Annotated in this window: 30 protein-coding genes; 19 read left to right on the forward strand and 11 right to left on the reverse strand. The window is 69.3% G+C overall.

The genetic code is table 11. The features are described from left to right. The first annotated feature begins 15 nt into the window (after positions 1 to 15). Positions 16 to 1,158, forward strand: a complete 1,143-nt coding sequence (locus ACWDTP_RS05465; RefSeq protein WP_450017357.1) for a helix-turn-helix domain-containing protein — start codon at positions 16 to 18, stop codon at positions 1,156 to 1,158. An 83-nt stretch (positions 1,159 to 1,241) separates the two neighbouring features. On the opposite strand, the gene ACWDTP_RS05470 is transcribed toward ACWDTP_RS05465, so the two are convergent. Continuing rightward, a complete protein-coding gene (locus tag ACWDTP_RS05470; RefSeq protein ID WP_450017359.1) occupies positions 1,242 to 2,261 on the reverse strand; it encodes a sensor histidine kinase in 1,020 nt (339 codons plus the stop codon). Next, on the reverse strand, positions 2,254 to 2,931 hold the full coding sequence (locus ACWDTP_RS05475) for a response regulator transcription factor (RefSeq protein WP_450017361.1): 678 nt from the start codon (positions 2,929 to 2,931) through the stop codon (positions 2,254 to 2,256). The genes ACWDTP_RS05470 and ACWDTP_RS05475 overlap by 8 nt, the downstream gene beginning before the upstream one ends. Before the next feature lie 105 nt (positions 2,932 to 3,036). Between ACWDTP_RS05475 and ACWDTP_RS05480 the strand changes: the two genes are divergently transcribed. From ACWDTP_RS05480 to ACWDTP_RS05500, 5 genes are read left to right on the forward strand one after another with little or no spacing between them, the layout of a single operon-like run. Next, positions 3,037 to 3,696 carry a glycosyltransferase family 2 protein gene (locus ACWDTP_RS05480; protein WP_450017362.1) on the forward strand — a complete coding sequence of 220 codons (660 nt, stop codon included), beginning with the start codon at positions 3,037 to 3,039 and terminating at the stop codon, positions 3,694 to 3,696. After that, positions 3,696 to 4,355 (forward strand): TIGR04282 family arsenosugar biosynthesis glycosyltransferase, encoded by a 660-nt coding sequence (locus ACWDTP_RS05485; RefSeq protein WP_450017364.1) that lies wholly within the window; start codon positions 3,696 to 3,698, stop codon positions 4,353 to 4,355. Before ACWDTP_RS05480 ends, ACWDTP_RS05485 begins: the two co-directional genes overlap by 1 nt. A 1-nt stretch (position 4,356) precedes the next feature. After that, entirely contained in the window at positions 4,357 to 4,986 is a 630-nt protein-coding gene (locus tag ACWDTP_RS05490; protein ID WP_450017366.1) for an SAM-dependent methyltransferase, read from the forward strand. Then, positions 4,983 to 6,104: a molybdopterin-dependent oxidoreductase gene (locus ACWDTP_RS05495; RefSeq protein WP_450017368.1), complete on the forward strand. Its 1,122-nt coding sequence runs from the start codon at positions 4,983 to 4,985 to the stop codon at positions 6,102 to 6,104. The genes ACWDTP_RS05490 and ACWDTP_RS05495 overlap by 4 nt, the downstream gene beginning before the upstream one ends. Further along, positions 6,101 to 6,568 (forward strand): hypothetical protein, encoded by a 468-nt coding sequence (locus ACWDTP_RS05500; RefSeq protein WP_450017370.1) that lies wholly within the window; start codon positions 6,101 to 6,103, stop codon positions 6,566 to 6,568. The genes ACWDTP_RS05495 and ACWDTP_RS05500 overlap by 4 nt, the downstream gene beginning before the upstream one ends. On the opposite strand, the gene ACWDTP_RS05505 is transcribed toward ACWDTP_RS05500, so the two are convergent. Next, positions 6,494 to 7,849, reverse strand: a complete 1,356-nt coding sequence (locus tag ACWDTP_RS05505; RefSeq protein ID WP_450017372.1) for a hypothetical protein — start codon at positions 7,847 to 7,849, stop codon at positions 6,494 to 6,496. The genes ACWDTP_RS05500 and ACWDTP_RS05505 overlap by 75 nt on opposite strands. Positions 7,850 to 7,981: 132 nt before the next feature. Here ACWDTP_RS05505 and ACWDTP_RS05510 point away from each other — a divergent pair, with 132 nt between their 5' ends. Continuing rightward, positions 7,982 to 8,494: a DUF417 family protein gene (locus ACWDTP_RS05510; protein ID WP_450017373.1), complete on the forward strand. Its 513-nt coding sequence runs from the start codon at positions 7,982 to 7,984 to the stop codon at positions 8,492 to 8,494. Beyond that, complete coding sequence (locus ACWDTP_RS05515; RefSeq protein WP_450017375.1) at positions 8,475 to 9,320, forward strand: GNAT family N-acetyltransferase; 846 nt, start codon at positions 8,475 to 8,477, stop codon at positions 9,318 to 9,320. The genes ACWDTP_RS05510 and ACWDTP_RS05515 overlap by 20 nt, the downstream gene beginning before the upstream one ends. Here ACWDTP_RS05515 and ACWDTP_RS05520 read toward each other — a convergent pair. Genes ACWDTP_RS05520 through ACWDTP_RS05530 form a run of 3 tightly spaced genes read right to left on the reverse strand, consistent with a single transcriptional unit; the run spans position 9,314 to position 11,412 of the window. Beyond that, positions 9,314 to 9,928, reverse strand: coding sequence for a pyridoxamine 5'-phosphate oxidase family protein (locus tag ACWDTP_RS05520; protein ID WP_450017377.1), 615 nt, complete (start codon positions 9,926 to 9,928; stop codon positions 9,314 to 9,316). The genes ACWDTP_RS05515 and ACWDTP_RS05520 overlap by 7 nt on opposite strands. A 33-nt stretch (positions 9,929 to 9,961) precedes the next feature. After that, positions 9,962 to 11,056, reverse strand: coding sequence for an o-succinylbenzoate--CoA ligase (gene menE, locus ACWDTP_RS05525; protein ID WP_450017379.1), 1,095 nt, complete (start codon positions 11,054 to 11,056; stop codon positions 9,962 to 9,964). 41 nt (positions 11,057 to 11,097) lie between these two features. Further along, on the reverse strand, positions 11,098 to 11,412 hold the full coding sequence (locus ACWDTP_RS05530) for a DUF3349 domain-containing protein (RefSeq protein ID WP_450017381.1): 315 nt from the start codon (positions 11,410 to 11,412) through the stop codon (positions 11,098 to 11,100). Positions 11,413 to 11,673: 261 nt separating this feature from the next. Here ACWDTP_RS05530 and ACWDTP_RS05535 point away from each other — a divergent pair, with 261 nt between their 5' ends. From ACWDTP_RS05535 to ACWDTP_RS05545, 3 genes are read left to right on the forward strand one after another with little or no spacing between them, the layout of a single operon-like run. Further along, on the forward strand, positions 11,674 to 12,918 hold the full coding sequence (locus ACWDTP_RS05535) for an anion permease (RefSeq protein ID WP_450017383.1): 1,245 nt from the start codon (positions 11,674 to 11,676) through the stop codon (positions 12,916 to 12,918). 27 nt (positions 12,919 to 12,945) lie between these two features. After that, positions 12,946 to 13,230, forward strand: coding sequence for a hypothetical protein (locus tag ACWDTP_RS05540; protein WP_450017385.1), 285 nt, complete (start codon positions 12,946 to 12,948; stop codon positions 13,228 to 13,230). A gap of 6 nt (positions 13,231 to 13,236) precedes the next feature. Next, positions 13,237 to 13,539, forward strand: coding sequence for a DUF3349 domain-containing protein (locus tag ACWDTP_RS05545; protein ID WP_450017387.1), 303 nt, complete (start codon positions 13,237 to 13,239; stop codon positions 13,537 to 13,539). A gap of 90 nt (positions 13,540 to 13,629) precedes the next feature. Here ACWDTP_RS05545 and ACWDTP_RS05550 read toward each other — a convergent pair whose 3' ends face one another. Both ACWDTP_RS05550 and ACWDTP_RS05555 read right to left on the reverse strand, forming a co-directional pair. After that, positions 13,630 to 14,001, reverse strand: coding sequence for a VOC family protein (locus ACWDTP_RS05550; RefSeq protein ID WP_450017389.1), 372 nt, complete (start codon positions 13,999 to 14,001; stop codon positions 13,630 to 13,632). A 48-nt stretch (positions 14,002 to 14,049) separates the two neighbouring features. Beyond that, a complete protein-coding gene (locus tag ACWDTP_RS05555) occupies positions 14,050 to 15,420 on the reverse strand; it encodes a PucR family transcriptional regulator (protein ID WP_450017391.1) in 1,371 nt (456 codons plus the stop codon). Between the two features lie 163 nt (positions 15,421 to 15,583). Between ACWDTP_RS05555 and ACWDTP_RS05560 the strand changes: the two genes are divergently transcribed. From ACWDTP_RS05560 to ACWDTP_RS05580, 5 genes are read left to right on the forward strand one after another with little or no spacing between them, the layout of a single operon-like run. Continuing rightward, positions 15,584 to 17,056, forward strand: a complete 1,473-nt coding sequence (locus ACWDTP_RS05560; RefSeq protein ID WP_450017393.1) for an APC family permease — start codon at positions 15,584 to 15,586, stop codon at positions 17,054 to 17,056. Then, positions 17,049 to 17,747, forward strand: a complete 699-nt coding sequence (locus ACWDTP_RS05565; RefSeq protein ID WP_450017395.1) for an SDR family NAD(P)-dependent oxidoreductase — start codon at positions 17,049 to 17,051, stop codon at positions 17,745 to 17,747. Before ACWDTP_RS05560 ends, ACWDTP_RS05565 begins: the two co-directional genes overlap by 8 nt. Beyond that, on the forward strand, positions 17,744 to 18,505 hold the full coding sequence (locus ACWDTP_RS05570; RefSeq protein ID WP_450017397.1) for an SDR family NAD(P)-dependent oxidoreductase: 762 nt from the start codon (positions 17,744 to 17,746) through the stop codon (positions 18,503 to 18,505). Before ACWDTP_RS05565 ends, ACWDTP_RS05570 begins: the two co-directional genes overlap by 4 nt. A 4-nt stretch (positions 18,506 to 18,509) precedes the next feature. Beyond that, positions 18,510 to 19,499: an agmatinase gene (gene speB / locus ACWDTP_RS05575; RefSeq protein ID WP_450017399.1), complete on the forward strand. Its 990-nt coding sequence runs from the start codon at positions 18,510 to 18,512 to the stop codon at positions 19,497 to 19,499. Beyond that, positions 19,489 to 20,334, forward strand: coding sequence for a polysaccharide deacetylase family protein (locus ACWDTP_RS05580; RefSeq protein ID WP_450017401.1), 846 nt, complete (start codon positions 19,489 to 19,491; stop codon positions 20,332 to 20,334). Before speB ends, ACWDTP_RS05580 begins: the two co-directional genes overlap by 11 nt. Here ACWDTP_RS05580 and ACWDTP_RS05585 read toward each other — a convergent pair whose 3' ends face one another. Then, positions 20,335 to 21,204: an SDR family oxidoreductase gene (locus ACWDTP_RS05585; protein WP_450017403.1), complete on the reverse strand. Its 870-nt coding sequence runs from the start codon at positions 21,202 to 21,204 to the stop codon at positions 20,335 to 20,337. Between the two features lie 135 nt (positions 21,205 to 21,339). On the opposite strand from ACWDTP_RS05585, the gene ACWDTP_RS05590 reads away from it, so the two are divergent. Both ACWDTP_RS05590 and ACWDTP_RS05595 read left to right on the forward strand, forming a co-directional pair. After that, positions 21,340 to 21,834 carry a pyridoxamine 5'-phosphate oxidase family protein gene (locus tag ACWDTP_RS05590; RefSeq protein WP_450017405.1) on the forward strand — a complete coding sequence of 165 codons (495 nt, stop codon included), beginning with the start codon at positions 21,340 to 21,342 and terminating at the stop codon, positions 21,832 to 21,834. Between the two features lie 359 nt (positions 21,835 to 22,193). After that, complete coding sequence (locus ACWDTP_RS05595) at positions 22,194 to 23,171, forward strand: TerC/Alx family metal homeostasis membrane protein (protein ID WP_450017407.1); 978 nt, start codon at positions 22,194 to 22,196, stop codon at positions 23,169 to 23,171. 50 nt (positions 23,172 to 23,221) lie between these two features. Here ACWDTP_RS05595 and ACWDTP_RS05600 read toward each other — a convergent pair whose 3' ends face one another. Further along, positions 23,222 to 24,142, reverse strand: a complete 921-nt coding sequence (locus ACWDTP_RS05600) for a 1,4-dihydroxy-2-naphthoyl-CoA synthase (protein ID WP_450017409.1) — start codon at positions 24,140 to 24,142, stop codon at positions 23,222 to 23,224. Between the two features lie 111 nt (positions 24,143 to 24,253). On the opposite strand from ACWDTP_RS05600, the gene ACWDTP_RS05605 reads away from it, so the two are divergent. Continuing rightward, the gene (locus ACWDTP_RS05605; protein WP_450017411.1) at positions 24,254 to 24,529 is read left to right on the forward strand and encodes a hypothetical protein; all 276 of its coding nucleotides are present in this window, start codon (positions 24,254 to 24,256) and stop codon (positions 24,527 to 24,529) included. A 6-nt stretch (positions 24,530 to 24,535) separates the two neighbouring features. Here ACWDTP_RS05605 and ACWDTP_RS05610 read toward each other — a convergent pair whose 3' ends face one another. Continuing rightward, positions 24,536 to 24,985, reverse strand: coding sequence for a nitroreductase family deazaflavin-dependent oxidoreductase (locus tag ACWDTP_RS05610; protein WP_450017413.1), 450 nt, complete (start codon positions 24,983 to 24,985; stop codon positions 24,536 to 24,538). Positions 24,986 to 24,993: the final 8 nt, after the last annotated feature.

Here is a 24,993-nt window from a genome sequence, read left to right on the forward strand (position 1 = left end):
GTAGCCTGCCCGGTAATGCGCAATCTGTCCGGTCGCCGTGACGATACCCGGCTTCGCTGGCGCTGGCTGTTGCAGAAGCTCGGCGACCTGGACGACGACCTCGCCGCCGAATACCTGACGCAGATCGACCGGGGTGCCCGGTTCTACGACAGCGTCCCCTCCGAGGACGATCTGCTCGACGCTGCGCGTCAGGCGTTCCGTTATCTGCTGGCCGCTCTTCTGGAGCGGCCGATGAGCGCCGAACTGGCGCAGTTCCCCGCGGCGGTCGGAGCGTTGCGCGCCACTCAGGGCATCGCGTTGGAGAATCTCACCGCAGCGGTGCGCACCGATTTCCTCGTCGCATGGTCGGCACTGCTGAAACTGGCCGGCGACGACGATATGACGGTGCTGGCCCTGCACGTGGATGTGCTCTGGAAGGCCGTCGACGATTTCGCGATCGCGGTGCAGCGCGGATATGTGGATCAGCGACTGTCCATGGCCAGGACCAGCATCCTCGAACAGCAGCACAGCCTGTCCGAACTCCTCTCCGAGGAACCGGCACCGGCCACCGTTCGACGTGCCGCTCAGATCCTGGGGCTCGATGAGGCCGCCACGTACTGGGTGATCGGCGTTGCCGGCGAGGAGGCTGGACGGACCGTCGCACGACGCCTGCTCGGCAGACATCTGACGCCGCTGGAGTACGTCAACCGCGGTGTGGCCATCATCCTGGTGGCCGCCGATCGCCGCTGGTCCGACGATGAGACCGTGGTGGCCGACCTGCTGCCCGGACTCTGCGGAGCCGTCGCACCCCGATCGGTGCCGTTGTCGGAAGTGCACCGGGCCGCCACGACGGTCCGGATGCTGGTCGATCTGGACCTCGAGGCGACCACGCTGCGCCATTCCTGGGCCCAGCTGTCGATAACTCAGCTTTCGGAGGTGATCGAGGACCTGCGCGGCTACGTTCTCGGTCCGCTCCACGACGTTCACGACTGCGAGTTGATCGTCCGGACGATCCAGGTATTCGCCGACAGCGGTTCCGTTTCCGATACCGCCTCGGAACTCTACTGCCACCGCAACACGGTGATGAACCGGATCCGCAGGTTTGAGGAGGCCACCGGGATCAGCCTGCGCAGCCCACGCTCATTGGCGATGGTCCAGTTGTGCCTGCTGCCGGACTGACACCCGCCGCGAGTTCGACGTAAGCGTCGACGCCGCCGGCGGATCGCGACGGTTACGTCGAATTCGGCGCCGAAACGGGACCGCTAGGACGCGGCGAGCGGCAGCCGCACCTCGAACCGCGCCCCGGTGTCGAGGTTGTGCGCCGACACCGATCCGCCGTGCGCGTGGACCAGCCCGGCCGCGATCGCCAGGCCCAGCCCCGACCCACTGGGCAGTGACGAATCCGCCCGCGGCACCCGGCCGTTGGAGCCCCGGTAGGCGACGTCGAACACCTGGGGCAGGTCGGCCTCGTCGATGCCGACCCCGGTGTCGTCGACCCTGGCCCAGGCCCCGGCACCATCGGAACCCACGGCGAGCGTGACGGATCCACCGTCGGGGGTGTGGGCGATCGCGTTGCCCACCAGATTCGACAGCACCCGGACCAGCGCCCGGTCGCTGCCGATCACGTGCACCGGGCTGTCGGGCAGCTCGGCGTCCAGCCGCACCCCGGCCCGCTGCGCCGGGATCCGGTGGGCGGCAAGCACATCGTCGACGACCTCGTCGAGCGCCACCTGGTCGCGCGGGGTTTGCACGGCCCCGGCGTTGATCTTCGACATCTCGAACAGGTCGTCGACCATCTCCGAAAGCCGGACCGATTCCTGCTCAATGTGTTTGGCTTGGACGCGGACGTCGTCATCGGTGACCACGCCGTCGGCGATGGCCTCGGACACCGCGCGGATCCCGGCCAGCGGGGTGCGCAGGTCGTGGCTGACGAACGCGACCAGCCGCCTGCGGGACCGCTCGGCGGCGCGTTCGGAATCGCGGATCTCCTGCTCCCACACCGTGCGCCGGGCCTGATAGCGGGCCAGCATGACGGCCGCCGGGATGGTCACCACCGACACGATGACCAGAACGATGACGATCCGCTCGAAATTCTGGGTGATCATGAACCCGCTGGCGCCGATCACACCGGTGAAGGTGGCCAGCGTCGGGATCAGCACCAGCGCCACCATGCTGACCGCCAGCGACCACGAATGGGCCAGCCGGATCACGATCGCCCCGGCCACCACCACCGGCAGCGAACAGGCCAGCGCCATGCCGATCATCTGCCAGAGGTCAGGCATTGCCCCGCCACAGGTAGCCGCGGCCCCATACGGTCTGCACCCGATGATGCTCGCCGAGCTTGGCGCGCAGCCGCTTGACGTGCACCGTGACGGTGGACATATCACCGAAGTCCCAGCGCCACACGCGTTTCAGCAGATCCTCTCTGGAGAACACGGTGTCGGTGTGGGTCAGGAAGAACACCAGAAGGTCGAACTCCCGGTTGGTCAGGTTGACCGGCCGGCCCGACACCGTGACCGCGCGCGCGGCCGTCTCCACCCGCAGATCACCGACCGACAGCTCCGCGGGCACCGGCGTGCTCAGGCCGGAACTCCGGCGCAGCACCGAACGCACCCGCAGAGCGAGCTCGCGCGGGCTGAACGGTTTGGTCAGGTAGTCGTCGGCGCCCGCCTCAAGGCCGGCGATCCGGTCGTCCTCCTCGCCGAGCGCGGTCAGCAGGATCACCGGCAGGCTGTAGTCCCCGTCGCGGCGCAGGTCCCGGCACAGCGACAGCCCGTCGGATCCGGGCATCATCACATCGAGCACCGCGACGTCGATCTGCTCGGTGTCCAGCAGCCGCAACGCCTCGGTGCCGTCCTGGGCGATCGCCACGTCCATACCGTCGCGTTCCAGATACCGGCGCACGACATCGCGCACGACGGTGTCGTCGTCTGCGATCAACACCCTGGTCATAGGATCTCCAGGCTAGCGCCTGATCGCGGGACCGGCGTGGACGTCACGGTTTTGTCACCGGTGGATGATGGCCGAGGCCGGGCCGGGAGCCTAGCGTCGGAGGACATGACCCGAGATCCGTCCCGCGTCACGGTGGTGCTGCCCTGCCTGGACGAGGCCGAGTCATTGCCCGGGGTGTTGGCGGCCATGCCCACTGGGTATCAGGTAGTGGTGGTCGACAACAACAGCACAGACGGCACGGCCGAGGTGGCCAGGGCGCACGGCGCCGCCGTGGTCACCGAGCGCAGGCCCGGTTACGGATCGGCCGTGCACGCCGGGGTGGTCGCGGCCGCGACGCCGATCGTCGCGGTGCTCGACGCCGACGGATCGCTGGATCCGGCGGAGCTGCCCGGACTGGTCGACGACCTCGATCGCGGCGCCGATCTGGCGATCGGCCGGCGCAGGCCGGTGCGCGGGCTGCGCTGGCCGTGGCACGCCCGGCTGGGCACCGCGGCGGTGTGCTGGCGGCTGCGGCAGCGCTACCACTTGCCGGTCCACGACATCGCCCCGATGCGGGCGGCGCACCGTGAGGCACTGCTGGCGCTCGGCGTGACCGACCGCCGCTCGGGATATCCGCTGGAACTGCTGGTGCGGGCGGCGAAGGCGGGCTGGCGGGTGACCGAACGCGATGTCACCTACGGGGCCCGCACCGGCGGTAAGTCCAAGGTGAGTGGCTCGGTGCGGGGCAGCGCCGTTGCGGCGCTGGACTTCTGGCGGGCCATCTGATGCCGGAGGTCACCGTTCTGGTGGTGGCCAAGGCGCCGGTGCCGGGGCTGGCCAAGACCAGGCTGGCGGCCGATGTCGGGGCCGAGGCCGCCGCCGACATCGCGGCGGCTGCGCTGCTCGATACGCTCGACGCCGTCGCCGCCACCCCCGTCGCGCAGCGGGTGGTGGCGCTGACCGGCGACCTCGGTCGGGCCGCCCGCAGTGCCGAGATCGCCGCCCGGCTGGCCGATTTCACCGTCATCGCCCAGCGCGGTGACGGCTTCGCCGAGCGGCTGGTGCACGCGCACGCCGACGCCGCGGCGACCGGTCTTCCGGTGCTGCAGATCGGCATGGACACCCCGCAGGTCAGCGCCGGCCTGCTGACCGAATGCGGTCGGACACTGCTGGCCGCCGATGCGGTGCTGGGGATGGCCACCGACGGCGGATGGTGGGTGCTCGGCGTCCGGGACGGCGCATCGGCGGCCTGTCTGCGGACGGTCCCGATGTCGCGGCCCGACACCGGGGCTGTAACGCTTGCCGCGCTTCGAGACACTGGTGTCACCGTGACCCTGCTCCCGGAGTTGTCCGATGTCGACACCGTCGCGGATATCGATACCGTGCGCCGATCCTGCCCGCCGGCAGGCAGATTCGCCCGAGCCACCGCCGCCGCGGGGGTGTGACGTGCACGGGCAACTGTATGACCGGGCGCTGGACGGGGAGCGGTGCTGGATCCGCCGCGACGACGGCAGGCGTGATCAGCTGCCGGTGCATCGATGGCTGGACGGGGCGCCCGACGACCCGGTGTTCGACGCGGCGATCGTGAGCCTGTGTTCAGGCCCCACCATCGATCTCGGTTGCGGGCCCGGTCGATTGGTGGCCGGGCTGGTACGCCGGGGGGTTCCCGCGCTCGGCGTCGATCAGTCCGGCACCGCGGTCGAGATGGCCCGCAGCACCGGCGCGCCGGTGCTGCGCCGTGATCTGTTCGGTCCGCTTCCGGGGACCGGCCGCTGGCACACCGCGCTGCTGGCCGACGGCAACGTGGGACTGGGCGGGGACCCGTGGCGGGTGCTGCAGCGGGCCGGCGAGCTGCTCCGGCGCGGCGGCGAGTGCCTGGTCGAATTCGATACGAACGTCACGGGAGTGAAGTCCAGCTGGGTTCGCCTGGAATCGGCCCATGCCGTCGGCCCGTGGTTTCGCTGGGCCTCGGTGGGGCTGGACTGTGCGGCCAGGATCGCCGCAGATGTCGGGTTGGTGATGGGCGCGGTCCATCCGATCGGCGAGCGGGTCGTGGCGAGCCTGGTGGCGAAATGACCGACATCGGCGAGAAGCGGATCAGCCTGCGCGGCACCGCCGTCACCGCCAGGGTCGGGCTGGCGCTCGGCGTCGCGGTGGCGGTGTGCTTCGGCACCGGACTGATCAGCCACTTCATCCAGCATCCCCAACCATGGTTCTTCTGGCCGACCCGGCCGGTGTGGCTGTACCGGCTGACCCAGGGCGCGCACGTGGTCTCCGGCATCGCCGCCATCCCGCTGCTGGTGGTCAAGCTGTGGTCGGTGTGGCCGAAGTTGTTCGAACGTCCGGTGATCGGCGGTCCGGCCCGTCAACTCGAGCGGGCCTCGATCCTGGTGCTGGTGGGTGCGATGCTGTTCGAGCTGTCCACCGGGCTGTTGAACATCGCGCAGTGGTATGCGTTCCAATTCTATTTTCCCGTAGCGCATTACGCGATGGCCTATGTGGCCGCGGGCGCGGTTCTGGTGCACATCGCGGTGAAGCTTCCGGTGATCCGCCGGGCGCTGGGGGAGCCGCTCGACGACGTCGCGGCGGGCGGTCGGGTCGGCCCGAGCAGGCGCACCGTCCTGCGCGGCACCTGGTTGACGGTGGCGCTCGCGACGGCGGTGACCGCAGGCCAGACGGTCCCCTGGCTTCGCGGGGTTTCGGTGCTGGCGCCCCGTTCCGGGCAGGGGCCGCAAGGGGTTCCGATCAACCGCTCGGCGGCGGCCGCGGGGGTGCTGCGCAGTGCCCGGTCGCCGGCGTACCGGTTGACGGTGACCAACGGCGAGATGAGCCGCGCGTTCAGCATCGACGACCTGCGGGCACTGCCGCAGGCCACGCACCGGCTGCCGATCGCCTGCGTCGAGGGGTGGAGTGCCGACGCCGAGTGGACGGGGGTGGTGCTGGCCGATCTCATCGCCGCGGTGGGGGGTTCGCGCGATTCCGATGTCCGGATGATCTCGCTTGAGCCGCCGGGCCCCTATTCCCGCACGGTCCTGCCCGCCCGCCATGCCCGCGACGCGCAGACCCTGATCGCGTTGCGGGTCAACGGGGAAACCCTCGATATCGACCACGGGTATCCCTGCCGGCTGATCGCCCCGAGCAGACCCGGTGTGTTACAGACGAAATGGTTGTCGCGGATCGAGGTTGTGCCATGAGGGCGCTGCGAATACTGCTGGCGCTGGCCGGTGTGGCCGTCGGCGGGTACGGTGCGGTCCTGCTGTGGGAGAACCCGCCGGTGGTCATCGTGCGGATCGCGGTGTGGGCGGCCGTCGGCGTCGTCGTCCACGATCTGGTGTTCGCACCGCTGTGCGTCGCGGTCGGTCTGGCAGGCCGCCGGTTGATCCCCGGGCCGTGGAGGTCCCCGGTCGCGGTGGCCGCGCTGTGCAGCGTCGTGCTGGTGCTGCTCGCCATCCCGGTGTACGGCAAGCCGGGGATGCGTCCGGACAACCTGACCGTGCTCGACCGTGATTACCCACTGGGGCTGGCGATTTCACTGATCGTCGTGTGGTTGTGCGTGCCGCTGTATCACCTGCTGGCCCGTCGGCTACCAGTTCGTCAGGATCAGGTGGTTGAGCAACAACGCGCCGATGACGTTGAGAGCCAGCCACCAGCGGTGTGACCGCGCCGGCAGCAGCGCCCCCGCGGCGGTGAGCCACACCGTGAACGGCAGCCAGATGCGTTCGGTTTCGGCCTTGCTGAGCATGCTCAGATCGGCGAACAGGATGGCCACCAGCGCACCGATCAGCAGTATCCGGATCCCGGGCCTGCGGCGGATCTCGGTGATGTCGACGAGGCGGCCGAGGCCGGCCACACTGCCCAGCCCGATCGCGCACACCACCGAGGCCAGGTTGGCCCACGACCAATACTGGAACGGCCGGTTCGCGGCGATGCCCTGCCAGTAGCGTTCCTGCACCAGGGTGTATCCGTCGAACCACCAGAACCCGGCGATGGCGAACACCGCCACCACGGCCAGCGCCGCGACGGCGGCCGGGATGAGCACGCGCATCGCGGCGCGCCAGTCGGTCGAGGTGAGCAGGACGGCGAGGGTGGGCAGCGCCATCAACGCCAGCCCGTAGTTGAGGAATATGCCCCAGCCCAGCACCAGCCCGGCGGCCGCGGCCGGCACCGTCGGCCGGTGGACCGTCCCGCTCACGGCCAGGGCCAGCAGTGCGATGCCCCAGGCCGCCACTCCGGCGAAGTAGCCGTCGGCGGATACTGCGATCCAGATCGCCGTCGGCGCCACCGCCACGAACGGTGCCGCCGCCCGCGCGGTGGATTCGTCGGCAAGCGCCCGGATCGCGACGATGATGGCCACCGCCGCGCTGGAACCGGCCAGCAGACACAGCAATCCGGCCCAGGCGCCGCCGCCCAGCCCGATCCGGTCCAGCCACACGAAGGTCAGCAGCGCACCGGGCGGATGCCCCGACACGTGGGTGATCCACGAATCCGGCTGGAAATCCAGGATTCTGCCGGAGAACGTGCGCAACGCCTCGGGGATGTCGGTGATCGTCGGCACCTGACGCAGGTATTCGTGGCGTGCGGTCAGCCGGCCGGCGAATCCGCGCTGCCAACCGTCGATCATGGCCAGCGAGAACGCCCATGCGCATGAGGTCGCCCAGGTCACCCAGGTGAGCGCGGACCACGGCAACCGCTGCGCCAGCGCCGGACCCCACCGCACCGCCGCGGCACCGATCGCGACGGCGGGGACGGTGCCCCAGCCGATGTGGGCGTTCCACCACCCGAAGATCGGCGCGGTGGCGGCGAAATCGGCGATCTGGGCCTGCGTGCTGTTGATCAGCGGGGTGACGATGCCGAGATGCAGGTGCGGGACCACGAACGCGGCGACGACGAGGGCCAGCCCGATGGCCGCCGCGACAGTTTCCCGGCGACCGATCCGCATGGTTCACACCCTAGGTGCAGACGGCTGGCAGTTTCCTGACGTTTCGGTGACACGGCGTAACACGGCGGGCTCCCCGCCATACCTCCTCGTTGATCCCAGTGATCCCGATGTGAACGACCGGAGGACGAAATGATGCCAAGCACCGCGATATCCGGCCGGCTGACCATGGCCGGCCAGCTCGTCAGCCGCTACGGTCTGGTGATCGTGCTGGCCTGGATCGGCTTCGGCAAGTACGTGAAGATGGAGGCCCGGGTCCTCATCGAGCACAGTCCGCTGATGTCCTGGATCTATCACGTGCTCAGCGTCGGCGCCGTCGCCGCGACGCTGGGTACCGCCGAGATCCTCGCCGCGGTGCTGATCGCGCTCAGGCCGCTGTGGCCGCGGGCTTCGGCGGTCGGCAGCGCGATGGCCGTGGTGCTGTTCCTAGGCACCCTGAGTTTTCTGTTCACCACACCGGGCGTGGTGGTCAACCACGCCGGTCCGATCCCGGTGCTGGGCGCGCAGCCGGGCCAGTTCCTGCTGAAGGACCTGGTGCTGATCGGTGTCGCGCTGTGGACCCTGGGTGATGCGCTGGCCGCTGCGACCCGCCGGGCGCCCGCCGCCGACCGGCACGGACAATGGCAGGGTGACGAGCACAGAGCTTGAACCACTGTTCTGCGGGATCGAACTGGCCCGACGCATCGAAAAGGCCGAAGGCGACCTGATCGTCGCGGCCACCGAGGCCGCCGGGCACCGGGGCGGACAAGGTCTGGTGCTGCCGGTGGCCGGCGGTCACGCGTGTTTCGCCGAACCCGGCTCGCCGATGAACAAGATCGTCGGGCTGGGCTTCGAGGGGGTGCCCGACGAGGCCGTGCTCGGGCGGGTCGAACGGGCGCTGGCCGGTCGCGGCGCCGAGACCCAGGTGGAGCTGTCCACCCTGGCCGACCCGGAGATCGGTGGGCTGCTCACCGGACGCGGGTACCGGCTGACCGGATTCGAGAACGTGCTGGGGCGTCGGCTCGATCCGGAGGGTCCCCGCCACGGGGGCGGCGGGGTCGAGGTGGTGCGCGCGACCGATCTCGACGCCTGGGTCGATGTGGTCGTCGACGGTTTCGCCCATCCGGACGGCGAGGGGGTGCCCAGCCATCAGGAGTTCGGCCGCGAGGTCATCGAGCGGGCCGAGCAGGATTTCGAAAAGGCGGGCGCCACACCGTATATCGCATTATGTGACGGAACGGTCGCCGGTGGCGGCAGCGTGCGGTTCACCGCCGGTATCGCCCAGCTTACCGGCGCCGCGACGGCGCCGGCCTACCGGCGCAGGGGGGTGCAGACCGCGCTGCTGGCGGCCCGGCTGGCCGATGCCGGCGCCGCCGGCTGCGATATCGCCGTCGTCACCACCGCGCCGGGCTCGAAGTCCCAGCAGAACGTTCAGCGTCACGGGTTCCAATTGCTCTACACCCGGGCGATTCTGGTGAAGCCGGCTGCTCAGTAGAGGATTTTGCGCAGATTGTCCTCGCTGTAGTACTCGTCGAGTTCCCGTTGGCTCAGATCGGGCTTGAACGCCTTGGCCAGCTGGGCCACCGACGGGATCGCGGTCGGGTTCCAGGTTTCGGGCTTCCAGGTTTCTGAACGCAGAAAAGCCTTGGCGCAGTGGAAGAATACCTCGTCGATGTCGACCTCGAGCGCAAGGATCGGCCGCTTGCCGTCGACCGCCATATCGTCGAAATAGTCGGCGTCGGACAGGATCCGGGCGGTGCCGTTGACCCGCAGGGTGTCTCCCCGGCCGGGGATCAGGAAGATGGTGCCGACCCTCGGCCGGTCCAGCACATTGAGATAGCCGTCGACGCGTTTGTTGCCCGGTCGTTCCGGGATGGCGATCGTGGCGTCGTCGATCACCCGCACGAACCCCGGCGGGTCGCCCTTGGGGGAGACGTCGACGCGGCCCTCGCCGTCGGTGGTCGCCACGAAGCACAGCGGTGAGGCGCCGATCCAGTCCTGCTGCACCGCGGACAGGCGCTTGTTCACCTTGTTGGCGACGTACTTGTTGGGGTGCCCGACGATGGCACGCAGCTCGTCCACGGTTCTGACTTGATGGCCCATGTTCCCATGATGCCTGGGTCGACAACTGATTTGTCAGCCACCGAACCGCGCGGCCAGGGCGCGGCGGTCGAGTTTGCCGATACCGCGCCGGGGCAGTTCCTCGACGATATGGACCTCACGCGGCGCGGCGGTGGGGTCAAGGGTCTCGGCAATGTGTCCGCGCAGCTCGGCCGGTTCGGGGAGGGTGGCACCAGGTGTGAGCACCACGGCCGCCGCCACGCGCTGGCCCAGCCGGTCGTCGGCGACCCCGAACACCGCGCATTCGGCGATCGCCGGATGGGTGGCCAGCGCGGCCTCGACCAGCTGAGGCAGGACCGTCAGCCCGCCCGTGCTGATCGCGTCGTCGACGCGGCCCAGCACCCGCAGCACCCCCGAATCGTCGACGGTGCCGAGGTCGTCGGTGCGGAACCAGCCCGGTTCGGCGAACGGATCGGGGTCGACGGGATTGCGGTACCCGGCGGCGACGGTGGCCCCGCCCAGCAGGATGCGGGAATCGTGGGTCCGCACCGACACTCCGTCCAGCGGAACCCCGTCGTACACGCAGCCACCCGCCGTCTCGCTCATCCCGTAGGTGCGCACCACCGTGACCCTGGCGGCGGCCGCCCGCTCGGCGACGCCCGCGGGCATCGGACCGCCCCCGATCAGCACCGCGTCGAGTTCGGCCAGCGCGGCGGTGGCGGCGTCCTCGCGCAGCGCCTTGTCCAGTTGCACCGCGACCAGTGACGCATACCGGCGCCCGGATCCCAATGCGGCGACCGCCGAGGGCAGTTCGCCGGGATCGAACGCGGGTGACAGCGCGACGGGCGAGGTTCCGGCGATGACGCTGCGGACCAGAACCTGAAGGCCGGCAACGTGATAGGCGGGTAGCGCCAGCAGCCACCGGCCCGGGCCGCCGAGCCGCCGGTGGGTGGCGTCGGCGCTGGCGGTCAGCGCCCGGCCGGTCAACATCGCACCTTTCGGCGCGCCGGTGGTGCCCGAGGTGGACACCACCACGGCGATGTCGTCGCCGATCGGCTCGCCGGCCCGCAGCGTGGTGGTCAGCAGGGTGGACTGGCGCTCGTCGTCGGCGGGCACCGGCAGGATCGCAGGCCCGCGCCCGGCCAGTACCGCATCGAGGGCCGCCGGCAACGCGCCGGCCGGGCCCTCGACGGCGATCGGTTGCAGGACGGCTATGGGGATTCCCCGTTCTCGCCGTCCGGATCCCGCGGATCGTCGAGCGGCCAGCCCTTGGCGGCCAGCCGCTGCCGCACCCGTTCGACGTCCTCGGTGCGGGGCAACTCGTCGGTGATCTCGGTGATCAGCACACCGATGTCGATGTGGTCGAACTCGCCGCGGTTGATCAGATCCTGTGCGACGGCTTTGACCTCGTCATTGGTGAGCCGCCGGGCCAGCAGTGCGAGCAAGGGCACCTGGTCGGGGCCGGGGACCCCGTCGGGATACCCGGCTCTCAGCCAGGCGGCGATCTTCGCCAGAAATGCGTTCACTGCGCAAACTCCTTGAGGTGAATCCGAGTGAGCGGTCGGTGGAGCGTATCCCGATCGGCGAAGAGCTTAGTGCCCTAGGCAGATCCGGCCCAGTCGTCACGGTGGCCCTGGATGCGCGGCAACCTTGGCAAACGTGTTACGGCGCAAAGATGAACAATCGGTGAACTCATCGCACGGGCAGCCAAAGTGCCTGATGGCGAGGGCTATTTGGCCAGGGTGTCAGCTGGTCAAAATTCATCGCGGTCCACCAGAATCAGTGCCATGAGCGCAGAGCTGATCATTCTCGTGCTGCTGATAGCAACAGCACTGGCCTTCGACTTCACCAACGGCTTCCACGACACCGGTAACGCGATGGCCACCTCGATCGCGACGGGCGCCCTCAAGCCCAAGACGGCGGTGATCCTGGCGGGCGTCCTCAACCTGGTCGGCGCGTTCCTCTCGGTCGAGGTGGCCGTGACGGTGACCACCTCGGTCCTCAAGATCCAGGACAGCAGCACGGGGTCGCTGGTGTCGGGTATCGACGCCTCGACCGGACTGACGATCATCTTCGCGGGCCTCATCGGCGGCATCCTGTGGAACCTGCTCACCTGGTTGTTCGGCATCCCCTCCAGCTCGTCGCATGCGCTCTTCGGCGGGCTGATCGGTGCCGGCCTCGCCGCGATCGGCCTGGGCGGGGTCAACTGGTCCGGCGTCATCCAGAAGGTGCTCATCCCCGCCGTCGCCGCCCCGTTCATCGCCTGCCTGGTCGCGGCGTGCGGCACCTGGCTGGTCTACCGGATCACCCGCAACGTGCTGAAGAAGCGCCGCGAGGAGGGCTTCCGGTGGGGACAGATCGCCACCGCCTCGCTGGTGGCGCTGTCCCACGGCACCAACGACGCGCAGAAGACCATGGGTGTCATCGCGCTGGCGCTCATCACCACCGGCCACCTGACCGGCGATGTCAAGGAGAACGGCCTTCCGTTCTGGATCATCGCGTCCTGCGCCCTGGCCATCGGCCTCGGCACCTACATCGGCGGCTGGCGCGTCATCCGGACCCTGGGCAAGGGTCTGGTCGAGATCGAGTCCCCGCAGGGCCTGGCCGCCGAGGCATCCTCGGCCGCGATCATCCTGAGCTCCAGCGCCGCCGGTATGGCGCTGTCCACCACCCACGTCGCCACCGGTTCGATCCTCGGCAGCGGTGTCGGCAAGCCCGGCGCGGAGGTGCGCTGGGCGGTGGCCGGGCGGATGGCGACGGCATGGCTGATCACCCTGCCCGCCGCCGCGCTCGTCGGCGCGCTGGCCTTCTGGCTGTCGCACGGCGTCGAGGCGCTCACTGGTGCGCCGCTGGCCGGCGACGGGCTCATCTTCGTCATCCTGGTCGCGCTGTCCGGGTACATGTACTGGCGCGCCCAGCAGCAGAAGGTCGACCACAAGAACGTCAACGCCGATTGGGACGACTCCACCAACTCGGTGGTTCCCGCCGATGTCCGCGACGCCGGCAACACCGCCACCAAAGCCGCCGTCTGACCGCCCCGACGAGATAAGGAATCGCTGATGACATATCTGGAAGCCATCTTCAAGGTGCTGGTCGTGGGGTTGATCCTCGGAGCCGGTCTGCCCGCGGTTTTCGCCGCCGGACTGGTCGCCTTCTCGAACGGTGCCGGGGGCACCCACCAGGACGGCACCGTCCAGGCGCCCAACCCGGCGATGAAATTCGTTGGGCTGGCGCTGTTCACCTTGGTCGCCGCGGTGATCGTGATCGCCATCCTGTGGATCACCAAGTCGACGATCATCCACCACTTCGGATTCAATCCCGTCCCGTTCATCCCGGGGAAGTGAGCTGACATGGCTGAGAGCCCGTTGGAGAACATCCTCGGCTGGTTACGCGAGGGCTACCCGGAAGGCGTGCCGCCCAAGGACTACTTCGCGCTGCTGGCGCTGCTGAAGCGTTCGCTGTCCGAGGACGAGGTGATCGAGGCCGCCCAGGCGATCCTGCGGGCCAACGACGGTGACACCCCGGTGACCGACGACGAGATCCGCGACGCCGTGCACAAGGTCATCGAGAAGGAACCGAATTCCGAAGAGCTGCACCAGGTTGCGGCGCGGCTGGCCTCGGTCGGCTGGCCGCTGGCCACCCCGGTGCGCTGATCCCTTCGCGTCGCCGTTTTCTACGTCAGGGTTGTGATCGGGGCCGATCAACGACCCAGGTGTAGAAAACGGTGCAGGCCCGGACGCTGATCAGTCCCGCACGTCGCGCCGCAGCGGGTGGGTGGCGGGGACCTGGACGAAGATCAGCGTGACGCCGTCGGGGTCGGTCACCTGCATTTCGTGCAGCCCCCACGGCTCCTTGGCGGCGGCCCTGGCGATCGGCACCCCACGGGTAACCAGCTCGGCCTGGGTGGCGTAGACGTCGCGGACCTGCAGCCACAGCGACCCGCCGGCCGACGGGTCGCCGTGCCCGGCGAGCTCGATCAGCGACTGCCCGGCGTAGAACACCGTGCCAGCACCGTATTCGCGGGCCACAGCCAATCCGATCCGGTCGCGGTAGAACTCCAGCGACGCCGGGTAGTCGACCGGCCGGATCAGCATCCTGCTGGCCAGGATCTCCATGGCTGTCTGTCTACCATCTGTGGCGTCGCGGCGAACCCGCGACACGGATCAGCTCGGCTCGCCCGGCATCCGGCGGGCCCGGTCGCTGGCCCGCAGCCCGATGGCGAACGCGGCCTGGTCCTCGAAGGTGAGCGGGTTGCGCCCGGTGATCTCATGGATGCGGGTCAGCCGGTGCCGCACGGTGTTGGTGTGCAGGAACAGTTCGCGCGCGGTGTCGATGAGCGAGCCGTTGGTGGCCAGGAACACCCGCAGCGTCCGGACGTGCTGGGTGCCGCGTTCCCGGTCGATGTCCTCGAGCGGGTCGATGAGCTGATGGCGGAACGGCGCGAGCCGGTTGACCGGCAGACCTTCCAGCAGGCTGTCGAACGTGCTCAGCTGGTCGGGCCCGACGCTGCCGCCGTGCTGGGCGGCCAGGTCGAGCGCGATGCGGGCCTGGGTTATCGCCGAACCGAGCTCGGTCAGCGGGCCGGCCGCCGAGTGTCCGGAGGGCAGCGACAGCCCGGCGGCGATATCGGCCAGCCCGCCGGTCCCGTCGGTCAGCACGAGGCAGACCTCCGGCGCATCGCCGACCAGCGCGTCGGGCAGCGCCATCGACAGCAGCGCGCCGGCCCCCGCCGGCCAGGCCGAACAGGCCACATCGCGGGCCGCCAGACCGGGCCAGTCCAGCAGCTGGTTGAGGGCATCCGGCAGCAGCATGCGCCGTTCCACCAGCGACAGCAGCTGTCCGACCCGTTCGCGGGCCAGGGCCGAGTCGATGTCACGTTCGCCCTGGGCGGCCCGCACGAACCGGGCGATCACCTCAAGCAGCGGCCGCTCGGGCGCCTCGCCGCTGCCCACCCACACCAGCGTGCCCAGCCCGCCGACCGGTACCCCGCCGGGTTCGGCGGCCGGATCGAGCAGGAAACGGCAGCCGAGCACCTGCCCGGCCCGGTCCAGCAGCTGGTGGACCGATTCGCGCCGACGCTGCGACGAAAGCATCTCGGGCACAAGGGTATTGGTGGCCCGGGCGACGGCGATCTCGCCGCCGAGCCGAAAGTCGGCCACATAGCGGCTCACCGTGGCGAAGGGGACGTTGGGCGGTGCGATCAGCAGCGGAAGACCGGCCTCGCCGCACGCCGCGACGAGCGGCCCGGGCACCGCGTCGTGCACGTCGCCGACGCCGAAGCACAGCCCGGATGTGCCGGTCCGGTCCAGCGATTCGACGAAGGTCTGGCAGTCCCGCCGGGCCTGCAGGCTGATTCCCACCGTGCAGACCAGCTCACCGCCCCGCAGATAGCGCGACGGATCCCGCAGTTCGGTGGTGTGTACCCAGCTGATCCTCCGGCCCAGGTCGCCGGTCGGGGCGTCGGGTGCCAGCAGCCCGAGGTTGGCGGCCAGCAGGTCCCGCAGCGTCGGGGCGACGTCGCTGGGGTCTGGCACCGCCCGAGCGTAACCCCGTCGTCACACCGCCGCGGCGCCCCGTTGTGCGATCCTCCAATGCCGGGGCGGGGCGGCGGTGGGTTCGCAGCGTCTTCCGGCCAAACGCTTGGCGGTGCCGCGGTGTGGGCGTGATAGTTCGTCCAACCGAATCAAGGGAGAACTCATGAGCTCATCGGCTGAGCCCGGCCCGGACGGGCCGCACGTCCTGCGCCGCGAGTTCTCGCTGTGGTCGGCGTTCGCGTTCGCGTTTGCGTTCATCTCGCCGATCGTCGCGCTCTACGGCATCTTCGGCCTCGCGCTGTCCGCGGCCGGTCCCAGTTTCTGGTGGGGTTTCGCCCTGGTGTTCGGCGGCCAGCTGCTGGTCGCGCTGGTCTTCGCGATGCTGGTGTCCCGCTGGCCGCTGGAGGGTTCCATCTACCAGTGGTCGCGGCGGCTGCTCGGCACCACCTACGGCTGGTTCGCCGGGTGGGTCTACATGTGGACGCTGGTGATCGCGATGGCCACCGTCGCGCTCGGCGCCGCGGGCTTCGTGGCCAACATCGTCGGCATCGAGGCGCCATCGGGCACGACGCTCGCGCTGATCGCCCTGGTGATCCTGCTGGCAGGCACCGCGGTCAACCTGGCGGGGCGTCAGGCGTTGAAGATGTTCATGATGGCCAGCATCCTCGCCGAGGTGATCGGCTCGGTGGTGCTGGGTACCTGGCTGCTGCTGTTCCATCGCGAAAACTCGCTGTCGGTGTTGTTCCAGGGCGGGGGTGGCGAGCTGGACACCTGGGCCTACTTGAGCGGCCCGTTCCTGATGGCGGTCGCCTTCATCGGCTGGTCCTTCGTCGGCTTCGAGAGTGCCGGTTCGATCGCCGAGGAGGTACACGAGCCGCGCCGGGATCTGCCCAAGGCCGTGCTGTTCTCACTGGGGTTCATCGCGCTGGTGGTGGCCTATTCCAGCCTGGCGATCATCCTGGCCATCCCGGATCTCGACGCGGTCGCCGAGGGCGCGGTGGCCGACCCGGTGTATGAAACCCTCACCGCCGCACTCGGACACGGCGTCGCCAAACCCGTCGAGGTGATGTTCGTGATCGGCTTCCTCGCCAGCTTCCTCGCGCTGCAGACCTCGGCGTCACGGGTGATCTGGGCCTACGCCCGTGACGGTGCGCTGCCCGCGGCCGACGTGCTGGCCCGGCTGCGCGGCACGGCCCGCATCCCGGTGGTCGCCATTCTGATCACCACGGTGGTCGGCGGCGGCCTGTTCCTGCTGTCCATCGTGGCCGGCGATGTCTACTCGCTGATGGTCAACTTCACCGCGGGCGGCTTCTACCTGGCATTCCTGTTCCCGCTGATCGGATTCCTGGTGGTCCTGCTGCGCCGGGCCTGGACGCCGGCCAGGTTCTCGCTGGGCCGCGCGACCCGTCCGGTCGCGGCGGTGGCGATGGTGTGGGCGGTGCTGCAGTTTCTCAACATCGCCTGGCCGCGACCGGCATTCGAGCAGCGCTACCTGGACTGGTCGGTGTGGATCGGGGTGGCCGTGTTGGGCGTGATCGGCCTGGCGATCCTGCGCAGCGTGCGCCACCGCATCGTCGGAACCGCGGTGATCGACGATATCGAGGCGGTCGACGAAGGGGTGGGTGTACATGACTGACGTCCCGGTCGCCGTCGTCACCGGCGGGGCCAGCGGGATCGGCGCCGCCGTGGTCGACGCTTTGCGGCGGCGCGGCTACCGGATCGGTGCGCTCGATCTGAGCGGCGCCGGTCAGGCCGATCATGTTGTGGCGGTGGATGTTTCCGACGGAACCGCGGTCGCGGGAGCGGTGGACGAGATCCGCGGGCGGCTCGGCCCGGTCTCGGTGCTGGTGACCTCGGCGGGCTTTTACGAGATGGCCCCGGTCTCCGAGATCACCCCGGCCGCCTGGCGGCGCATGCTGAGGGTGCACCTGGGCGGGTTGTTCAACGCCGCGCGGGCCTGCCTGCCGGACATGCTCGAACGGGGATCGGGTGCGGTGGTCGCGGTGGCCAGCGAACTCGCCGTCGGCGGCGGCGAGAACGATGCGCACTACGCCGCGGCCAAGGGCGCGATCCTCGGGCTGGTGCGCAGCCTGGCCGCCGAGGTCGCCGATGCCGGTATCCGGGTCAACGCGGTGGCCCCCGGCCCCACCGACACCCCGCTGCTGTCCGCCGATTCTCCTTGGCGGGCACCGGATTACCTCGCGACGCTGCCGCTGCGGCGGCTGGCCACCCCGGCCGAGGTGGCGCGCTGCGTCGAGTACCTGGTGTGCGACGCCACGTTCTCGGCCGGCGACATCGTCAACGTCAACTCGGGAGCGGTGATATGAGCTCACTCGACGGCCGGGTCGCACTGGTCACCGGGGCCGCGCAGGGCATGGGGGCCGCCCACGCCCGGCGGTTGTCCGCCGCCGGAGCGACGGTGGCGCTCAACGACATTCGCGGCGGTGCCGAACTCGACGCGCTGGCCGCCGAGATCGGCGGGCTGGCCGCGCCGGGCGATGTGTCCGACCCCGATGCGTGTGTCCGGCTCGTCGACGGGGTGGTGGCCGCGGCCGGGCGGCTCGACGTCCTGGTCGCCAACCATGGCTACATGACGATGGCCCCGCTGCTCGACCACGACGAGCGGGACTGGTGGCAGGTCGTCGACACCAACCTCGGCGGAACCTTTCACCTGGTGCGGGCCGTGCTGCCGCATATGCGCCGGCTGGGTGCGGGGCGCATCGTGGTGATCGCCAGTGAGTGGGGGGTCACTGGGTGGCCGGGGGCCACGGCCTACGCGGCATCCAAGTCCGGGCTGATCTCGCTGGTCAAGACCCTTGGCCGGGAGCTCGCGCCGGAGAACATCATTGTCAACGCGGTGGCGCCCGGCGTCACCGATACCCCGCAGCTGCAGGTGGACGCCGACGCCGCCGGGGTCGAGCTGGCCACCGTGAAACGCCGGTACGCCGAGTCGATTCCGTTGGGCCGCATCGGTTCAGTCGACGAGATCGCGGCCGCCGTCGAGTTGTTGGCGGATTTCGACTTGCAGGCCGTCGTCGGTCAGGTGATCGCCTGCAACGGCGGGTCCACCAGGGCACGGGCATGACGTCATGACGGAAGGGGATCGGGTGGAAGGCCAGCCGTATGTGCGGTCGGCGACCGGCAAGGTCGGTCAGGTCGATGCGCGGGAGGTCCCGCGGTACGCGGGCCTCGCGACGTTCGCCCGGCTGCCGCAACGCCACGAGGTCGACTCCCACGACATCGCCGTCGTCGGCGTACCGTTCGACAGCGGCGTCACCTACCGCCCGGGCGCCCGGTTCGGCCCTTCGGCCATCCGGCAGGCGTCCCGGCTGCTCAAGCCCTACCACCCGGCCCTGGACGCGAGCCCCTTCGCGACGGCGCAGGTGGTCGACGCCGGCGACATCACGGCCAACCCGTTCGACATCGGCGAGGCGGTGGAGCAGATCCGCGAAGGCATCGCCGCGCTGCTCACCACGCCGCGGCAGCGGGTGGTGGTGCTCGGCGGCGACCACACCGTCGCGCTGCCCTCGCTGCAGGCCATGCACCGGACGCACGGTCCGGTCGCCCTGGTGCACTTCGACGCCCACCTCGACACCTGGGGTCCCTACTTCGGGGCGCCCTGCACCCACGGCACCCCGTTCCGGCTGGCCGCCGAGCAGGGTCTGCTGGTCAAGGACCGCTCGGCGCACGTCGGCATCCGCGGCTCGCTCTACGACCGGTCCGATCTGCTCGACGACGAAAGCCTCGGGTTCACCATCGTGCACTGCCGCGATATCGACCGGATCGGGGTCGACGGGGTGATCGACCGGGTGCGGGACCGGGTCGGTGACCACCCGGTGTACGTGTCGATCGACGTCGACGTCCTCGACCCGGCCTTCGCGCCGGGCACCGGGACGCCCGAGATCGGCGGGATGACCAGCCGCGAGCTGGTCGCGGTGCTGCGCGCCATGCGGGGGCTGCGCATCGTCGGCGCCGATGTCGTCGAGGTGGCGCCCGCCTACGACAGCGGCGAGGTCACCGCGGTGGCCGCCGCCAACCTCGCCTATGAACTCGTCACGCTGATGGCCGATGACATCTGAATTACGTTGGCCCTCCGGTAAATCCGCGGCAGCGGCGTTCACCTTCGACGTGGACGCCGAGTCCGCGGTGCTGTGGGGAGACGAGGGCGTCGCGGCCCGCATGAGCGTGATGTCGCATCAGGCCTACGGACCCCTGGTCGGCATCCCCCGGATACTCGAACTGCTGGACCGCCACCAGATCTCCTCGACGTTCTTCGTGCCGGGCCACACCGCACACCGCTATCCCGATGCGGTCCGCAGCATCGTGGCGGCCGGCCACGAGGTCGCCCATCACGGCTATCTGCATGAGCAGCCCACCGCGCTGACCCTCGAAGAGGAGGTCGTGGCGCTCGATCGCGGCCTGGCCGCGCTGGCCGAGGTCGCCGGGGTGCGGCCGGCCGGCTACCGCGCACCGATGTGGGACCTGTCGTGGCGCACCCCGGAATTGCTGGCCGAGCGGGGTTTTCTGTACGACTCCAGCCTGATGGACGCCGATGAGCCCTACGAGCTCGCGGTGGGGGATGGCTCGCTGGTGGAGATCCCGATCCAGTGGGCGCTCGACGACTGGGAGCAGTACTGCTACCTGCCCGACGTCTCCGGGTCCGGGCTGATCGAAAGTCCGCGCAAGGCCCGCGAACTGTGGCAGCTGGAGTTCGACGCCCTGCGCGGCAGGGGTGCGTGCTGGGTGCTGACCAATCACCCGTTCCTGTCCGGACGGGCCTCGCGGGCAGCCGAACTCGACGACCTGATGCGCTACGTGCTCGACCACACCGACGTCTGGACGACGAATCTCGGCGCGATCGCCGAACATGTGCGCTCGCTGGGACTCCCGCCGCGCAGCATCACCCGGCCGTGATCAGGTCGGCTGCACGCGTTGGCGTTTCATCACCGCGTCGATCACCCCGGGCAGCACACTGTTGATCGCCTTGGCCGTCACCGCCATCCGCGGCGCGATCTGCACCGGCCGGGTGCGGGCCGCGGTCAGCATCCAGTCGGCGGCCTCGGCGGCCGACAACCCGGGCAGCCCGTCGTAGGCCCGGGTCGGCGCGATCATCGGGGTCTTCACCAGCGGGTAGTACAGCGTGGTGGAGTGCACACCGTCGGCGGCCCACTCGGTTTCGATCACCCGGCTGACGGCGGCCAGTGCGGCCTTGGACGCGTTGTACACCGCGAACAGCGGGGAGGACTCGTTCATCACACCCCAGGTGGAGACGTTGATGATGTGGCCGTCGTTGCGTTCGCGCATGCCGGGCGCGATGCCGCGGATGAGCCGCAGCGGGGAGTAGTAGTTCAGCATCATGGTCCGCTCCACGTCGTGCCAGCGGTCCAGGGATTCGGCCAGCGGGCGGCGGATCGACCGGCCGGCATTGTTGATCAGGATGTCGACGCCGCCGAGATCGCGTTCCACCGTGGCGGCCAGGTCGTCGACCGCGGTCAGATCGGACAGGTCCACCGCGTGGGCCGTGGCGTCGCCTCCGCGCTGGGCGATCCGGTCGACGAGCGCGTCGAGCAGTTCCTGGCGGCGGGCGACCGCGATGACGATGGCGCCGCGCGCGGCGAACTTCTCCGCGGCGGCCTCACCGATGCCCGATGAGGCGCCGGTGATCAGGATGCGTTTGCCGGTCAGGTCGACATCGGCGCGGCCCTGCAGGCGATCGATCAGCGGGGGACGCATGCTGGTCAGCAGCACCTGATCGGAAAGCCTGCGCAGCGGGTTCTTACTCATCCGGCGAGTTTAGGTGGCGCCCGCCCCTCACCCTCATTCGGCGAGCAGACGCGGGCGTACCCGAAAATGGCGTGTTCCGGGTACCGACGCGTCTGCTCGCGATGAGTTGGCGGCCTCCGCGCGGTCGATACCGGTATGACCATCACCGGCAAGCTCGACCAGAGATTCAGCGAGGCGACCCGACCCACCGAGTGGCCCGCCGTCGACGACGCCCTCACCGAGGCCGAGCTGTACTGGCTCACCACCGTCCGCGGCGACGGACGCCCGCACGTCACCCCGTTGGTCGGCATCTGGGTCGACGGCGGATTCGTGTTCTGCACCGGGGTCGGTGAGCAGAAGGCCCGCAACCTCGAACACGGCACCGCGGTGGCGGTGACGACGGGGTCCAACACCTGGAACCGCGGTCTGGACGTGGTCGTCGAGGGCCTGGCCGAGCGGGTCTCCGGTCGGGCCACGCTGACGGCTCTGGCCGATGCGTATCGCACCAAGTACGGCGAGGATTGGGATTTCGATTGTGACGACGAGGTTTTCGACCCAGAGGGGGAGGCCGCCCCGGTGTTCCGGGTGACGCCGACCAAGGTGCTGGCGTTCGCGAAGGCGCCGCACGGTCAGACCCGATTCCGCCCCTAGCCTGACCTGGCGCGAGCAGACGCGTCGGTACCCGAAAACGCGCATTCCAGGGTACGCGCGCGTCTGCTCGCGAAGGAAAAGGTGAGGCAACGCGCCCAGCCGAACCTGGTAGACAGCTGTGAAAATGCTGGGAAATCAAGCGGCACAACGGTTTCGTGAGGCCGCCCCGAGATGACGGAGTTGCATCGACGGGCTATAGTTCTCGCCAGTTGGAGGGGAGTATTCCTCGCGCGGCACCGTCGTCATCACGGAAGGCCTCATGGCCGGCCCGGCGGTGTCGGTCCCGGCCAAGGCCGAGGGCGGAAGAGACCTCCGGACCGTTGCTTTGTGGCGTCCGGAGGTTGCTCGTGGTTTCTGTTGTGTCCCCGCTGGTTTGGATCATCACCGTCGTGGTGTTACTGGCGATCATCGTCCTCGACCTGGTGGTCATCGCCCGCAGGCAACGGACCGTCACCACCAAGGACGCGGTGCGCTGGGTGCTGGTCTATGTCGGGCTGGCCGTACTGTTCGCGGTGGGGCTGTTCATCTTCGCGCCGGGCTCCGCGGGTCAGGAGTTCGTCGCGGGCTACATCACCGAATACAGCCTGAGCGTCGACAACCTGTTCGTGTTCATGATCATCATGGCCCGGTTCTCGGTGCCCGCGCTGGCCCAGGACAAGGTGCTCTACATCGGCATCGTGCTGTCGCTGGTGATGCGCGCGGCCTTCATCTTCGCCGGTGCCGCGGCCATCGCCGCCGCGAGTTGGGTGTTCTACATCCTCGGCGGCTTCCTGGTCTACACCGCGATCCAGCTGGCCCTGGAGGATCCGGACGAGGAACCCGACTTCCACAACAACGCCGTGCTGCGTTTCCTGCACCGCATCCTGCCGATCAGCGAGGACTACGACGGCCGCAGGCTGCTGACCCGCGTCGACAAGCGGCGCATGCTCACCCCGCTGGTCATCGTCATCGCGGCGATCGGCATGGCCAACGTGGTGTTCGCGCTGGACTCGATCCCGGCGATCTTCGGCCTGACCAGCGACGCGTACATCATCTTCACGGCCAACGCGCTGGCCCTGATGGGGCTGCGCCAGCTCTACTTCCTGATCGAGGGTCTGCTGGAGAAGGTGGTGTACCTCAGCAAGGGCCTGGCCGTCATCCTCGGCTTCATCGGTATCAAGCTCATCATCGAGGCGCTGCACGGTTCGCACCTCGACGAGTTCGGCTCGTTCCACCTGCCCGAGGTCGGCACGGTGACCTCGCTGCTGTTCATCGTGGTCACGCTGACCGTCACGACCGTGGTCAGCCTGATCAAGACCAACCGCGACGCCCGCCGCGCCGTCGCCGAAGCCGAGTGATTTCGGTGCATCTGGTAACGCTCACCGTTACCAGATGCACCGAAATCGCGTCAGAAGTAGCGGGGGAACGCGCTCCAGTCGGGGTCGCGCTTCTGCAGGAACGCGTCGCGGCCCTCCACGGCCTCGTCGGTCATATACGCCAAACGCGTTGCCTCACCGGCGAACACCTGCTGGCCGACCAGTCCGTCGTCGATCAGGTTGAACGAGAATTTCAGCATCCGAACCGCCTGCGGGGACTTGCCGTTGATCTCGGCGGCCCACTGCAGCCCGGCGGTCTCCAGGTCGGCGTGGTCGACCACCTCGTTGACCGCCCCCATCTGGTGCATGGTCTCGGCGTCATAGCTGCGGCCCAGGAAGAAGATCTCGCGGGCGAACTTCTGCCCGGCCTGCCGCGCCAGGTAGGCGCTGCCGAATCCGCCGTCGAAGCTGCCGACATCGGCGTCGGTCTGCTTGAACCGGGCGTGCTCGCGGCTGGCCAGGGTCAGATCGCAGACCACGTGCAGGCTGTGCCCACCGCCGGCGGCCCACCCGTTGACCAGGCAGATCACCACCTTGGGCATGAATCGGATCAGCCGCTGCACCTCCAGGATGTGTAGCCGGCCGGCCCGCGCCGCATCCACGGTGTCGGCGGTTTCCCCTGCGGCGTACTGGTATCCGGTGCGGCCGCGGATGCGCTGATCCCCGCCGGAGCAGAACGCCCAGCCACCGTCCTTTGGCGCGGGGCCGTTGCCGGTCAGCAGGATCACGCCGACGTCGGGTGACATCCGGGCGTGGTCGAGCACGCGGTACAACTCGTCGACCGTGTGCGGCCGGAACGCGTTACGCACCTCGGGGCGGTCGAAGGCCACCCGCACCGTCGGCTGCCGCACACTGTCGACGATGTGGCGGTGGTAGGTGATGTCGGTCAGGTCGAATCCGGGAACCGGCTCCCAGACTGAGGCATCGAACGGGTTGCTGGTTTGGCTGGTCACCCGTTCGACTGTAGAGCGAGGTTTTGCCGGCTGCGCCCATGGGTATGTAAACGCTCGGCTATGGTGCGTTCCGGTGCCGATAACCGGGGCCGCTTACAGGGAGGGGACAAGATGAAGCGCTCGGCAGGTGTGGTGTTCGCGGGGTTGGCCACGGGTTTGCTGCTGGTCGGATGTTCACCGTCGGTCACCGGGGGTGACACCAAGTGCAAGGATTTCATCGGCGCCGACGAGAAGGGCCAGAACGACGCGGTGGCCAAGATGCTGAAGGACGAGAAGGGCGCCGACCCGGCCCAGCTGCAGATCACCGGGACCCGGTTGGCGGTGCAGACCTTCTGTCAGACCGTCGGTAAGCAGGACAGCACCATCAAGGAGGCCCCGCACGTTTAGGCCGGCCTATATCGGGTCCAGGCGGAACACCGGGCAGCGGTCGGCGAGGGCTTCGAACTCGTCGGGATTGGGCCCGGTGACCAGCCCGGCATTCTTCATGAAGCCGACGCCGGTGGGCACCAGGATGGGGAACTGGCGCAGCAGCGGCCGGGCCTGCTCGGCGGGGATCTCCACCATCCTGACCCGTTGCGGGCGCCGGCCCTGATGCACCGTCGCCTCGCCGGCGGCCCTGGCGTTGGCCGTCCAGTCCGCGCCAGGCAGCCCGCCGACGACGTATCGTGCGCCGTCGACGGTCATCGGGGTGACCGGCGTCGAGCGCGGTTTACCGGTCTTGCGGCCGGCCATGGTCAATACGACGGGGCCCTTGCGGCCGCCGACGCCGAGCTTGTTCAGCCCGATCATCACCTTGTTGACGTATTTGAGCCACCACGGCGGTCGGATTCGTTCCTGGGCCATGGCTGCCA

The organism is Mycobacterium sp. NPDC003449, assembly GCF_053588415.1.